The sequence below is a fragment of the Flavobacterium undicola genome (genome assembly GCF_009909155.2).
GTDB lineage: Bacteria > Bacteroidota > Bacteroidia > Flavobacteriales > Flavobacteriaceae > Flavobacterium > Flavobacterium undicola.
In genome coordinates, this window is record NZ_JAAAPM020000021.1 from 15650 (window position 1) to 29995 (window position 14346).

General features: G+C 32.9%; 10 protein-coding genes and 2 tRNA genes. 5 read left to right on the forward strand and 7 right to left on the reverse strand.

Translation table 11 applies throughout. The annotated features are described in order from the left end of the window. Positions 1 to 135: 135 nt before the first annotated feature. Together apaG and GTZ96_RS12550 are read right to left on the reverse strand one after the other, a co-directional pair. Positions 136 to 522, reverse strand: a complete 387-nt coding sequence (gene apaG / locus GTZ96_RS12545) for a Co2+/Mg2+ efflux protein ApaG (protein WP_161644263.1) — start codon at positions 520 to 522, stop codon at positions 136 to 138. Positions 523 to 601: 79 nt separating this feature from the next. Continuing rightward, on the reverse strand, positions 602 to 1867 hold the full coding sequence (locus GTZ96_RS12550) for a type IX secretion system plug protein (RefSeq protein ID WP_161644264.1): 1266 nt from the start codon (positions 1865 to 1867) through the stop codon (positions 602 to 604). 156 nt (positions 1868 to 2023) lie between these two features. Here GTZ96_RS12550 and GTZ96_RS12555 point away from each other — a divergent pair, with 156 nt between their 5' ends. Then, positions 2024 to 4846 (forward strand): M16 family metallopeptidase, encoded by a 2823-nt coding sequence (locus tag GTZ96_RS12555; protein ID WP_161644265.1) that lies wholly within the window; start codon positions 2024 to 2026, stop codon positions 4844 to 4846. A 47-nt stretch (positions 4847 to 4893) separates the two neighbouring features. On the opposite strand, the gene GTZ96_RS12560 is transcribed toward GTZ96_RS12555, so the two are convergent. Both GTZ96_RS12560 and map read right to left on the reverse strand, forming a co-directional pair. Then, entirely contained in the window at positions 4894 to 5727 is an 834-nt protein-coding gene (locus GTZ96_RS12560; RefSeq protein ID WP_161644266.1) for a class I SAM-dependent methyltransferase, read from the reverse strand. 51 nt (positions 5728 to 5778) lie between these two features. Beyond that, the gene (gene map, locus GTZ96_RS12565; protein WP_161644267.1) at positions 5779 to 6597 is read right to left on the reverse strand and encodes a type I methionyl aminopeptidase; all 819 of its coding nucleotides are present in this window, start codon (positions 6595 to 6597) and stop codon (positions 5779 to 5781) included. A 258-nt stretch (positions 6598 to 6855) separates the two neighbouring features. Here map and GTZ96_RS12570 point away from each other — a divergent pair, with 258 nt between their 5' ends. After that, positions 6856 to 8082 (forward strand): DUF445 domain-containing protein, encoded by a 1227-nt coding sequence (locus tag GTZ96_RS12570; RefSeq protein ID WP_161644268.1) that lies wholly within the window; start codon positions 6856 to 6858, stop codon positions 8080 to 8082. Between the two features lie 55 nt (positions 8083 to 8137). On the opposite strand, the gene gpmI is transcribed toward GTZ96_RS12570, so the two are convergent. After that, the gene (gene gpmI / locus GTZ96_RS12575) at positions 8138 to 9661 is read right to left on the reverse strand and encodes a 2,3-bisphosphoglycerate-independent phosphoglycerate mutase (RefSeq protein ID WP_161644269.1); all 1524 of its coding nucleotides are present in this window, start codon (positions 9659 to 9661) and stop codon (positions 8138 to 8140) included. Positions 9662 to 9802: 141 nt separating this feature from the next. Further along, entirely contained in the window at positions 9803 to 12217 is a 2415-nt protein-coding gene (locus GTZ96_RS12580; RefSeq protein ID WP_161644270.1) for a DUF5916 domain-containing protein, read from the reverse strand. Positions 12218 to 12403: 186 nt separating this feature from the next. Here GTZ96_RS12580 and GTZ96_RS12585 point away from each other — a divergent pair, with 186 nt between their 5' ends. From GTZ96_RS12585 to GTZ96_RS12595, 3 genes are all read left to right on the forward strand, one after another. Next, complete coding sequence (locus tag GTZ96_RS12585) at positions 12404 to 13126, forward strand: murein L,D-transpeptidase catalytic domain family protein (protein ID WP_161644271.1); 723 nt, start codon at positions 12404 to 12406, stop codon at positions 13124 to 13126. Between the two features lie 174 nt (positions 13127 to 13300). Beyond that, positions 13301 to 13373 (forward strand) — tRNA-Gly (locus GTZ96_RS12590). A 42-nt stretch (positions 13374 to 13415) separates the two neighbouring features. Further along, positions 13416 to 13488, forward strand: a tRNA-Gly gene (locus GTZ96_RS12595). 33 nt (positions 13489 to 13521) lie between these two features. On the opposite strand, the gene pepE is transcribed toward GTZ96_RS12595, so the two are convergent. Beyond that, a complete protein-coding gene (pepE, locus tag GTZ96_RS12600) occupies positions 13522 to 14229 on the reverse strand; it encodes a dipeptidase PepE (protein ID WP_161644272.1) in 708 nt (235 codons plus the stop codon). Positions 14230 to 14346 lie beyond the last annotated feature (117 nt).

The window sequence follows — 14346 nt, forward strand, 5'->3', positions numbered from 1 at the left end:
ATCTAGTGCTATTAGATAAGGTTAGAAAATTTTTATTCGATAAAGAGAATAAATGGTATACTAACAAAAGTACAAAAGGAGAATTTAAAACTTTTATAAAGAAGTTATAATAGTTTTAAATATTTAATAGGGATATTAATTTAAAGCAAATGGAGCACACAGTCTGAAGGTAGGAACGATAACTTTAAAGTTTTTAGTATTGGTAAAGTTAATCATATTGAAATGACCTTTCATTGCTCCATAAGGAGACGATAGTAGGCATCCTGAACTGTAAGTGTGATTTTCTCCTGGTTTTAGAACCGGTTTTTTACCAATAATTCCTTCGCCATCTACAACTTCAACGTTGTTTAAAGAATCAAATATTTCCCAGTGACGAGAAGTAAGCTGAACAGAGTCTTTACTGTGATTTTCAATTGTGATATGGTAACTAAAGGCAAAGTGAATCTTGTAGTTTTTGAAGTAGGTACCTTCAAAACTAGTCAAAACGGTAATTTTTATGCCTCTTGTTATCTGAGAAACCATATTAAAGTATTAAATCTGTGTTTAATAGAGCCAAAATTACAAAATTTTCAATTGCTTTTGTTTATTTTTAAATCTTTTTTTAATTAATGATATTTAGGGAATTAGCGGCGCCTTTTCCGATGATTCTGTCATAGCGTCCAGTGTTTTCTCTGTAATAAACTAAAACGGTATATTGGTTTTCTGTTTGATAGAAATTTCCGTCTATAGCGTTTTCAAAATCAATGTTTCCTTTGCTGTCAGCAATTACATATTTGAAATTGGTAAAACCTTGTTTGATTAAGATTGCTTTTTCATAAATGCCTTTTTTTTCATTGTAATCCATCTTGTATTCTGGAGTTAAACTGTAGTTGTTGAACATTCCGCTAACGTAAATGCCTTTGTCTTGTCTGTAGGTAGGCGCTGAAAGACTAAAATAAACCCAGGCATAATCGGCTTCAATTTCATTATTAGTTGCATTTGAATTCTTTACAAGATAGTTGCCATTGATGTCTTCGAATTGGGTATATGGAAAATTCCCTCGGGCATTACTAGTATATAAATAACAGCTGTAAATGTCAGTACTTGAATCTACATGGGCTATGTTGTTGGTTGCTACTCTAACGTCTTTGTTTTCGAAATAAAGATATTCGTTGCCAGCCCAAAATTGAGTTTCGGTATCATATTTATAAATTAAATCATTGCCAATGGTGTATTGCGGTTTGATGTTTTTTACTTCAGTATTGAGATTTCCATTTTGGAGTAGGCTTACTTTTATGTTTTTTATAGGATTTTGAAAAGTAATGGTGCTTGATTTTACTGAAAAATCTAAGTTGTGTTTGTATTCAATGACACTAACATTTCGGGCTCTTTTAATTTGTAAAGGAACAGTAGCAACATCTTCGTAAAGAATGAATTTTCTAGAAAACACTACTTCTTTGTCATTATTTAAAATTTTGAGTATATAATTGCCACTAAGGCGCAATTGCTGCGTGAATTGGTTGGGAATACTTAAATTGTAATGTGAATAAATTTGTAGTGTGTTGAAAGAATTTGAATAATCCTGAATTCTTTGATTGTCAAATCCTTGTAAATATTCGTTTTTTGGAATATTAGAAGGAGTCCAATTGTAATCACAATGAACGATTTCATAATAATAATTGGCTTCATTCCCAAAAAGATCATCAAATTGAAATTGAAAGCCACTTCCTAATTCAAAAATTGGAACTACATTTTGGTTGTTTTGAATAAAAGAAACTGTTTTTATATGATATGGAGGAACCACTTCTTTTTCTGTTTGAGCTAAAGAAGGGTTTGTTGAAAGTACGAAAAGAAAAAACAGGATTATTTTGAAAAAAGATTTTGCCATTTTGGAGTACTTAAGATTTTGTAAATATAACGAATACTCCTTGGTTTTATTTATTAAATTAATTTCTAAAAATACTTTTCGTGTGTATTTTCTGTTAAATAAAATGTATATTCGTTAGCTGTTAAGAATTATCTTATTGTAACTGTATTTAGCTCTATGAAAAAAATCAACAATTTAGTATTCGGAATGATGGTATTTCCATTGGCTGTTTTTGCACAGCAAATCGATTTTTCAAAAAAGATTCCTTTTGATCCAACTGTAAAAACAGGAAAACTTGAAAACGGATTAACCTATTATATCAAGAAAAATACCAAACCAGAGAAAAAAGTTGATCTTAGGTTGGTGGTAAATGTAGGTTCCATTCTTGAGGATGATGACCAACAAGGATTGGCTCATTTTATGGAACACATGTGTTTTAATGGCACAAAGCGTTTTCCCAAAAATCAGTTAGTTGATTATTTACAAAGTATCGGAGTAAAGTTTGGACAACATTTAAATGCTTATACCAGTTTTGATGAAACGGTTTATTTCTTACCTATTCCATCAGACAGTCCTGAGAAATTGGAGAAAGGTTTCCAAATTATTGAAGATTGGGCATTTAATACCGTTTTGAGTCCTGAAGAAATTGACAAAGAAAGAGGTGTCGTTTTAGAAGAATACCGTTTGGGTTTAGGTGCTCAAAAACGAATGTTGAGTCGTTATATTTCTAAATTAATGTACAATTCGCATTATGCGGAACGCTTGCCTATTGGGAAAAAAGAAATTTTAGAAAAATTCAAATACGAAACTTTAAATCGTTTTTATACGGATTGGTATCGACCAAATTTGATGAGTGTAATTGTCGTGGGAGATATTGATGTTAACGAAATGGAGCAAAAAATTATCTCTCATTTTTCGACTTATAAAAATCCAACGAACGAGAAGCCTAGAAAAGTTTTCGAAATTCCGAATCACAAAGAAACTTTTGTGGCTGTTGAAACGGATAAAGAAGCTACATCGGCTCAAATTCAATTATTGTACAAAGACTATGAGGCTCCAAAGCCAGTTTTGAATGTTGGAGATTTTAAGGATCAGTTAGTTGAAGGATTGTTTTCAACTATTTTGAATACCAGATTAGGCGAATTGGTTAATTCCCCAGCGCCGCCTTTTACTTATGGTTATTCTTATTATGGTGGTACTTTTGCCCGAAATAAAAAAGCATTTCAATCGGTAGCGATGTCTCAGGAAGACAAACAATTGAGTGCTTTGAAAGTATTGGTTACAGAAAATGAAAGAGTGAAGAAATTTGGTTTTACCCAAGGTGAATTAGATCGATCTAAGGCGGAAATTTTGGTTTCTATAGAAAAATTATACAACAACAGAGATAAAACCAATTCGGCAGATTTTGTAGGCGAATATCAGGGAAATTTCTTAAATAATGATCCTGCACCAGGTTTAGAATGGACGTATCAAACTGTAAAAGAAGTATTGCCCATTATTGATTTGAATGATGTAAATGCTTTAATCAAAAGTTATTTGAAAGAAGATAACCGTGTGGTTATCTTAACAGGTCCTGAAAAAGAAGGTCTTAAAAAAGTGGTTGAACAAGAAGTTTTGGACGCTTTAAAAATTAATACGGATGCTATTGAGCCTTATCAGGATGTAGCTGTAGCAACTAGTTTGATTCGAAATGAAATTAAGCCAGGTAAAATTGTTAAGCGTGAAAGTAATCCAAAAATTGGAACCAAGACATTAGTGTTGTCTAACGGAGCAAAAGTGATTTACAAGAATACCGATTTTAAAAATGACGAGATTCTTTTTGAAGCGGTTAGTTTTGGAGGTACTAATTTGTATTCTGATGCTGATATGAAAAAAGTGGAATTTGCAAACGGAGCTTTGAAAGAAGCCGGTTTTTCAGGTCTTAAACTGAATGATATTAATAAATTCATGACCGGTAAAAAAGCAAGCGTAAGACCTTATATTAGTTCGGTAACCGAAGGATTGAGCGGTAATGCAACTCCTAAGGATTTGGAATATTTATTTCAAATGACCTATGCTTATTTTACCGATTTGAACTTAGATCCGGTTGTTTTTGAAGCATACAAACAAAAGCAATCTACTTATTATAATAACCTGGCTTTACAACCTAATTTTTATTTTCAACAGGAGCTTTCTTCTTATCTCTATCAAGGCAATCCTAGATTCAATGGTTTAGTTCCAAATGATAAAACCAGGAAAGAAACAGATTATACTTTGGCATACAACAAATACAAGGAACGTTTTGCTAATGCAGCCGATTTCGAATTTTATTTTGTCGGGAATATTGATGATAAAGTCATTGAAGAATATGCGGTTAAATATTTGGCTTCTTTGCCGTCTTCTGATAAAAAAGAAAAAGCAACTGATTTAGGATACAGAATGCTAAAAGGAGATTTGAAAAAAGTGGTAAATAAAGGAGCAGACCCAAAAAGTAATGTCATGATATTGTATTATGGAGATGCGAAATATTCGAATAAAGAAGCCACGAGTATGCAGGCTTTAGGCGAAATTTTGACAATAAAATTAATCGAACAATTACGTGAAAATGAAAGTGGCGTTTATGGAGTTTCTGCCAGAGGGAGTATGAGCAAAGTTCCGTATGGTTCTTATAATTTTTCTATAGGGTTTCCTTGTGGACCAGAAAACGCTGAGAAATTGACCGCATCAGCCTTGGAAGAACTTCAAAAAATTATAAATAACGGACCAGATGAAAAAGATGTGGCTAAATTTAAAGAAGGAGAATTAGCCGATTTTAGAAAAGATAGCAAAGAAAACAGGTATTGGTTGTCTAATTTTACCAGTTCTTACACTAAAGGGAATAGCGCAGAAGAAGTCTTAAAATTTGAAGAATCTGTAAATGCAATCACTGCTAAAGATATTCAGAATGTTGCCAAAAAATACCTCACAAAAGATAAAGTAATTGGTATGCTAATGCCAGAGAAAAAAATAGACCTCAATTAAAGTAAAAACCTGCTAAATCACTTTAGCAGGTTTTTTATAATGTAAATTTATTTAAAACAAACAGGAATTATTTCTCCTTTGGCCAGACAATATTTGTCTACTAATTCTGGAGCTATTTTGTTAGTGTAATCTTCTTCTATTACATTAAAACCAATGCCTCTTAATTTATTGAAATAATCACGACCGTAAATGCGTACGTGATCGTATTGTCCGAAAATTTTAGCGCGTTCTTTTTGGTCTGTAATACTATCGTCAGCGAAAGTAACGTCTCGATTCAAGTCTTGCGGAATTTGTAAAATAGCCATTCCACCAGGTTTTAATACACGATACAATTCTTGCATAGCCTTGGTGTCGTCTGGAATATGTTCTAAAACGTGATTACAAAGAATTACATCGTATTGATTGTCTTCAAACGGAAGATTGCAAATATCTGCTTTTACATCAGCCAAAGGTGAAAACAAATCGGTTGTGGTGTAATCCAAATTTTTTTGTTTTCGGAACAATTTGTAAAAAGCTTGTTCCGGTGCAAAGTGTAATACTTTTAATGCTGAATTTGTTTCAGCATCTCTTAATTTTATTCTTTTAGTATTTGTAACAGAAGAATCTGAAACGAGTTCAGATTGAAAAAAATCAGTTTGTTCGTTTAAATATAACCATAACAAACGGTGTCTTTCTAATGAAAGTGTACTTGGTGAAAGCACATTGTTTCTTTGTTTTTCGTATCCATAAGGCAACATCGATTTGAAGCTTTTTCCATCAATAGGATCAGTGAAATTAGTTCCTTTTAATGAAAAAGCAATAACAGGACGGGCCACATAACTCAAACGAATTAATAATGGACGTGGAATGGTGTTTAGGACGAGTTTGAAAAGTTTTTTCATAAGTTATTACACAGAGATTCGCTAAGAATTACACAGATATTTGCGAAATAATTAGATTACTAAAGGCACTTTTCTAAATTCATCTTCTTCGTTGCTTTCAATTCCTAAAGCTTTATAGATATAATAAAAAGTAGAAAGCAACTCTGGTTTTCCATCGACTAAGGCAATATCATGTTCGAAATGCGCAGATGGTTTTCCGTCTGCAGTCAAGATTGTCCAGCCGTCTTTCAATTGTTTAATGTTACGGGTTCCTTGATTAATCATCGGTTCTAATGCGATAACCATTCCGTCAACAAAAAGTTTTCCGCGACCTTTTTTTCCATAATTAGGCATTTCAGGATCTTCGTGCATTTTTTGTCCTAAACCATGGCCTACTAATTCACGAACTACACCATAACCATGAGATTCAGTATGTTTTTGAATAGCGTTCCCTACATCTTCTACACGATTTCCTGCTTTAAATTCGCGAATTCCAACGTATAATGATTCTTTGGTAACTTGTAATAGTTTTTTTGTTTCTGGAGCAACTTCACCAACTTCAAATGTGTAAGCGTGATCGCCGTGATAACCATTTTTGTAAGCACCACAGTCAATAGAGATAATATCACCGCTAACAAGAGGAGTATTATTTGGAATTCCGTGTACTACCTGAGCATTTGGACTCATGCAAAGGGAATTTGGAAAACCATATAAACCAAGGAAACTAGGTTCAGCTCCATGGTCTCTAATAAATGTTTCTGCTAATTTATCAAGGTGTAAAGTAGTTACTCCTTCTTTTACTTCGGAAGCCAACATTCCTAATGTTTTGGATACGATTAAGGCACTTTCGCGCATTAATTCTATTTCTTCACGTGATTTTACTATAATCATATTTCGTATTTTCAGTTGGCAAAAGTACAATTTTATAAATTATTTAATCCGGATTAGCCATTATTTTAAAAAGCTCCGGATTTAAAATTGAAAAACGGTTTTCCAAAGCTGTGCGCTAACCAAATTATTCTCGCAAGTATTGTTAAAAAAAGCAAATTTTAGAGGTTTTGATACTCAGAGATAGGATAATTGGTTCGAAAGGGAAGTAGGTCTAGAAACAAATCACTAAATTGGTGATTGTAAAAAATCAAGAAGAACATGGATAATAGCCAAATTAAAAAAGCCGATTTAACTAAAATGAAAAGTGTTGCTCTTAGTGTTTTAGGGGGAGCGGTGATTTGTTTTTTCCTAGGACATTATTATAAAATAGGATGGCTCAAAGCATTTAGCGAGGCTGCTATGGTGGGTGGAATTGCCGATTGGTTCGCTGTAGTGGCTTTATTCAAACATCCTCTGGGAATTCCCATTCCGCATACTGCTTTAATTCCTAATAATAAAGATGCTATTGGTCAGAATTTAGGCACTTTTGTTTCGGATGAGTTTTTAATTAAGGAAAAGTTAGAAATTAAATTGGACGAATTTGATTTTGCAACAAAAGTAACCAATTGGTTAATAGAGGAAAAAAATGCTGTGACCATTTCGTCTTTGGTTGTAGAAAATGTGATTCCAGGAGTCTTAAAAACAATAGATGACGCTAATGTAAAAAAGTTTATTCAGCAACAATTTGAAATTAAACTGAAACAATTGAATTTTGGTGAGTGGATTGCAATAGGTTTAGAGTCATTATCAAAAGACGATAAACAAGCGCAACTAATAACGAACGTACTTACTATTTTGGCAGCAGAGTTAGAAGCTAATAAAATGGAGATTCGGGAAAAAGTTAAAAGCGCTACACCCTGGTATACATTAGGTGTTGCTGATAAAAAAATTGCTGATGGTGTTTTTAATGGACTTTACGAATTTTTGGATATGGCAAAACAGCCCGACAGTTCTATTCGAAAAAAAATTAATTTATATGTTCTGAATTTTATTGAGGAGTTGAAAAACTCACCCGACATGCAGCAAAAAATTACTACTATAATTATTGAATTTACGCAAAAAGAAGAGGTTCAGGATTACATTGGTTCGGTTTGGCAGGAATTAAAAAAAGCTGTTCTCACGGACTTAGAAAAAGGAGAGGAGTCTGAAATAAAATTAAATTTAACCAATATGATTCGGGATTTTGGCTCCAATATTCAAAATGATGCCGTTATGACTACAAAAATCAATAATTTTATAAAGGTTGATTTATTAGGTGTTTTGCTTAGAAATAAAAAAGCCATTGGAAATTTAATTGCCACTTCAGTACAGAGTTGGGATAAAAAAGAGATTGCTGATAAGTTAGAATTAGAAGTGGGGAAAGATCTTCAATTTATCCGAATCAATGGGACAGTTGTAGGTGGAATTGTTGGAATTGTGATTTATTTTGTGGAGCAATTGATGTAATAAAAAAAGCTGTCCGAAATTGAACAGCTTTTCTAAAAGAATTATCGTTTTGATATTATTTTATTAGTAATGAATGACTACTCATTGCAGCAGGTTGATTCACTCCCATTAAATCTAAAATTGTTGGAGCAATATCTCCTAAAACACCATCTTGAATAGCTAGTTGTTCATTGTCAACTAAAATAAAAGGTACTGGATTAGTTGTGTGAGCTGTATTAGGACTTCCATCAGGATTAATCATTGTTTCACAGTTACCGTGGTCGGCAATAACAATTGTTGAGTAACCGTTTGCTAATGCTGTAGTGATAACTTTTTCTACACATTTATCTACGGCTTCACAAGCTTTTATTGCTGCTTCCATAATTCCTGTATGTCCTACCATGTCTCCATTGGCAAAGTTAAGGCATACAAAATCAACTTCTCCTTTTTCAAGTTCAGGACATAGTGCATCGGTTAATTCGTAAGCACTCATTTCAGGTTGCAAATCGTAGGTAGCTACTTTTGGAGAGTTTCTTAAAATTCGGGATTCACCTTCAAACGGAGTTTCTCTACCTCCTGAAAAGAAGAAAGTTACGTGTGGGTATTTCTCAGTTTCAGCAATACGAATTTGCTTTTTGTTAGCTTTTTCTAAAACTTCACCTAGTGTTTCTGTGATGTTGTCTTTGTTGTAGACCACTTTTACATTTTGGTATGTTTCGTCATAATTGGTCAATGTAACATAGTACAAATTCAATTTATGCATGTTTTGTTCGTGGAAATCCTGTTGCGAAAGCGCTTCAGTTAATTCACGACCTCTATCTGTTCTAAAGTTGAAGAAAATAACAACGTCATCTTCTTGGATAGTAGCAAGTGGTTTTTCATTGCTGTCTACAGCAACTAAAGGTTGTATAAATTCATCTGTAACGTCGTTTCCATAACTAGTAGCTATAGAGGTAACCACATCATGTGTTGGAGTTCCTGTTCCGTTAACTACTAAATCGTAAGCTAACTTTACTCTTTCCCAACGTTTGTCACGATCCATTGCGTAGTAACGACCAATTACTGAAGCAATTTTTACTGGAGTATTAGCAATATAGTTTTCTAAATCTTGGATGTATTTTTTCCCCGATTTAGGATCAACATCTCTACCATCAGTGAAGGCATGGATGTAAACTTGGTTTAAACCATAATCTTGAGTGGCGTCAATTAATCCGCGCAAGTGAGAAGTATGTGAGTGAACACCTCCATCGGAAACTAATCCTAAAAAGTGAATTTTTTTATTATTGTCTTTAGCGTATTGAAAAGCATCTTTAAGTACTTGTTCTTGTGCAAGAGTTTTATTGGCTACAGCCAAATTGATTTTAGCTAAATCTTGGTATACAATTCTTCCAGCACCTAGATTCATGTGTCCTACTTCGCTGTTTCCCATTTGACCTTCTGGTAAACCTACGTGTAAACCATCGGTTCTAAGTTGTGCGCTAGGGTATTTTTTATAAAGACTGTTTATAAAGGGAACATTTGCATTGTCAATTGCAGATACTTTCGGGTCAGGTGATTTTCCCCAACCATCCAAAATCATAAGGATTACTTTTTTGCTCATTATCGTTTAGTTTTTGGCAAAGATAAATTATTTCTAAAATCTTCGTTATGAATAAAACTACTATTATGTATTCAAGAATTTAGCTATGGTAAAAATGATAATTTTGTTGCGGAAGTGCTGTTTTTCTAAAATTAATGCACTTTAGAATTTGGTTTTCACTGTATTATAATCAATAAAGTAGCGTAGGCTAATAGAGAAAATATTAGTCATATTAGCATTAAAAATGGTATTAAGGTTACGATTTAGATTTTGTTCTACCATATTTGTTTCTTCCTGAGCATAGTTTCTGTATAAAACAGATAATTGGCTTCCTGGAGCAAACCACCAAGAATAGGAAAGATCAAGGTTCCAGGAATTAAAATTTCTATTTTTGTTAACCGTATAATCATTTTTTGGGGTTAAATAACCGTCATTTTGTAGCGTAAAATAATTATGATTATCTGAGTATGACCAATAATAGCGAGCATTAAGGTTTATTGTCATTTTATTGGTTATAGCATATTTGCCTGTAAGGTTGTTTTGTAGGGTTTCTGTATTTCGTTTGGCAAAAATAATTTCGCTACCGTTAGAGTCAATCCATCCAATGTTATTTCTTTCTTTTGAATAATCGATATAAAAGCCTAGCGAAAATTTGTCGTTAAATCGATATTTGGGTCCGGCGTATATTCGATAAGAAAATCGGTTTACCTCGTCATATTTATCAAAAGACGGGGTTAGGTCAAATGTTAAATTGTTGTTTTTATTGGATTCCATTGCTAGATACCCAGAAATTTTTCTAGGATTATAGACAAATCGACCTGTTTGGCGAGGTTCGTAAAAATCGAATGATTCAAAAGGAGTTAAGGTAATTCCAAGTTGGAAATAAAATAATTTTAATGTGGTTGCTGTTATAATTGTTTGAATCCAACTGGTGTTTTGAAATTTATTAGTACTGTTGTCAACGTCTAAATTTACTTCTTGTTCGATTTTTAAGGTGTTGAATAATTTATTTGGATTCAAAATACGATAACTTGCATTGACAAATCCACTGTAGTAATTGGTGTAGTACAAAATACCAAGATCATTAGAATCAAACTCTTTTGAAGTGTATTTCCCGGTAAATAAGTATCGGTATTTTCCGCTTGTTTTAGCAAAATTAAGGTAGGTTTTTAAACCGTTAGAGTTTTCGATATCATTGATGCTACTGTATTTGAAATCGCCAGAGAGATTATAAGTGTTTGCTTTTGTGTTTAAATCAAATATTAATCCGGTAACATTAGCGTCTCTAAAACTACCATTACGAGTTGTGTTGTTGTTAATGAATGAAACAGAAGAATTTTGTCTAAATCGTTGATCTAGTACAAGGATATTGTAATTTGTTAGAGGTTCTATTACTTCTTTTCTAATGTTATTAGTGTCTGTGTTTTTTATAGTAGCATACGTTTTTTCGGTAACAGCATTAAGAAAACCAATGCCTAGTCCTTTTTTAGTTCGGCCAGATATTTTTACGGCATTTATTAAATCTACCGTGCTTGGATAATTAGTAATTTCTTCGTTATTAGCTAAGGTTTCTTCTACGGTTGTTTTATCTGTAATTGGAGTTCCTCCAATTCTTCTGGAGTAGAATAAGTTTCCAATATTAAACAAATTGGTTCCTTCGGTAAAAAAAGGTCTGTTTTCGTTTAGTTTTTGTTCAAAAGGCTTTAGGTTAAGAATAGCATTGTCGAATTTGGTTTGTCCAAAATCAGGAACTAAAATGGCATCCAAAGTAAAAGCGTCGTTTATTCCGTATTTAATATCTAATCCTGCCTTAAGAGTTTTGTCAGAAGAAGAATTGTCCTTTTGATAATAAGCTGAGGTGTAGGGAATCATGAAAAGTCGGGTAGGAGGATTGATGTTCTCTATTCCCTCTAGTTTTCCTGATTGTGTTAAAACAGAGCCTATTTTAGTGTCGATATGATTCCATGTGAATTTTTGGGCATTTCTTTTAATTTCGCGTAGGAAATTTAATCCCCAGATTTGTTTTTTGTTTTTTGGAAAACGAATAGCGGCATAGGGAATTTTCATTTCTACTGTCCAACCCAAATCAGTGATTTTAACACTACTTTGCCAAATAGCATCCCATGTGAAATCTTCGGTGTCTTCGGTAGCTAAACAGTCCATCTGTACTCCTGAAGAGCTAACATAAAAACGATAATCTTGTTGTCCGTCATTAAATCCATTGATGTAAACAGCAAAATGATCTGCAACTCCAAAAACATCTCTTTCGGTTAATTCTCTTTGGATTTTTTCAGGTTCGTTGTCGTATAATATAGCCGAAATGTAGATAGCTTCATTGTCATATAGGACTTTGACTTCGGTTTTTTTGTTTTCGCTTATGAGTTTGCCATTATCTGGTTCAAACATGATGAAATTGGTAGCAATTTCCGTGTTGTTTTGCCATTCTTCTTCGTCAATTTTTCCGTCAATAGCGATATTTTCACCCTTTGGTTTTGCTAAAATAATTTTTTTTTGAGCAAAAACACTTAGGTTTAATAGGGCGAAAAAGCAATAAATTGATAAACGGAATGACGCCATGAAAAAGATAATATTCGGGCAAAAATAAGAAAATTAGCGGTATTAACAACTTTTTAACAAATATGTCTGTAATAGAAAAACTACTAATAAGTTAAAAACATCATATAGTATTGTTTTGAGTTTTATTTAGTAGCTTTTTTTTATATTTTTGGCAATAATAATTTTGTTGTAATTAAATAATAATCAATGGTTTATAAAAGGTTTGTGTTTTTTTTACTGCTTGCTTTTTTATTAATGTCTGCAAACGTGTTTTTTTCTAAAGCTAATACGAAGACAGTAGTTTTAAAAAGTAATGTATTGAAAGTCAATGAGGGATTAAATGCCGAGGAAGTTTATAGTAATTTGCATTCAGCTAATTTTAGTTTGCCTAAATTAGAAAGTTTTAAAGAGGCTTTAAATGGTTTTTATAAGTTGAAAAACCAAGGTCTTGTAAGTAGAAATATAATTACATTGATTGATTTTAGTTTGTCTGCAAACACTAAAAGACTTTGGGTAATTGATTTGGATACTGATACCATTTTACTACATTCCCTTGTGGCTCATGGAAGAAATACAGGAGATGAATATGCTAATAGTTTTTCTAATGCACCGGAGTCTTATAAAAGTAGTTTGGGTTTTTATGTTACTGGTGAAGTGTATAATGGTAAGCATGGTAAATCATTAAAATTAGACGGTTTAGAAAAAGGAATTAATGATAATGCAAGAGATAGAGCAGTAGTGGTTCATGGAGCTGATTATGTTTCGAGTTCTTTTATTCAAAATAATAAGAGATTAGGGAGAAGTCTTGGTTGTCCGGCTATTCCAATAGAAATTACAAACGAATTAATTAGTACTATTAAAGGCAAATCTTGTTTGTTTATTTATTATCCTTCGGACTCTTATAAACGTTCGTCAAAGTTAATTTCCTAAATTAGATTTAAAAAAGAAAGAGATATCGGTTAAATGATGATTGAGTCAGAAAAAAAATATAGAGGTAACAATTTAGTTTTAAAAAAGTTATGGTTTAATTTTAATTTTAAATAAAAATTATGCTTAAAAAATTTGTTTTAAACTTAACTTATTCTTTATATTTGCACCCGTTATGCGAAAGTAGCTCAGTTGGTAGAGCTCCAGCCTTCCAAGCTGGTTGTCGCGAGTTCGAGCCTCGTCTTTCGCTCTAAAAGCAAATTTAGTTTGCTGGAGTTCTAAAAATAATAATGCGAAAGTAGCTCAGTTGGTAGAGCTCCAGCCTTCCAAGCTGGTTGTCGCGAGTTCGAGCCTCGTCTTTCGCTCAAAAAGCCGAAACTATCTAAGTTTCGGCTTTTTTATTGGATAAAACTCAGTTCTGAGGATGGTGCTATTTCCAATGGAATACGGTTTTTTTGGAATAGTTTAGCTGATAAGTTTCCTTTTAAAATTATTTTACCTTCTTTTATTTCTAGCCAACTACCTTCTTTTAATCCTAAAACTGGAAAATTATTAAATTGATGGAATTCATTGATTCTGGTTTCGCGTGATTCTCCCATATGTGTCGATTGGGAATCACTATCTAGGAAATGTGCATTTAAATTAAACGGAATTAATCCTAAAGTTTGAAAACTGGGAGGGTAAACAATAGGCATGTCGTTAGTGGTTTGCATAGTCAATCCGGCAATGTTGCTTCCTGCACTGGTGCCTAAATAAGGAATTCCTTTTTCGAGTGTTTCTTTTAGGGTAGTCATGATTTTGTTGTGATATAATTGCTTAACTAATAAAAAAGTATTGCCTCCACCTGTAAATATTCCTTCGGCATTTTGAATAGCTAATACTGGATTTTCGTATTCGTGAATTCCTTTTATAGCAATGTTTATTTTGGCGAAAGCCAAAGCCGTTTTTTGAGTGTATTCTTCGTGCGAAATTCCGCTAGGCCTGGCGTAGGGAATAAATAATAGGGTTTTGCAGTTCTTGAAATGCAGTTTTAATTCTGGCAGTAGGTATTCCAGGTAGTCGCTTCCGTGAAGGGTAGAGGTGCTGGCTAATAATAGTTTTTTCATAGTGCCTTTTTTTGGATTTAAAGGTATAAAATCAGCTAGCTAATTGGTTTGATTTATTAACAAATTTTTATCAGCTTCTTAGTATCAAATTGGGATGGGCTTGGTTTATTTTTACCT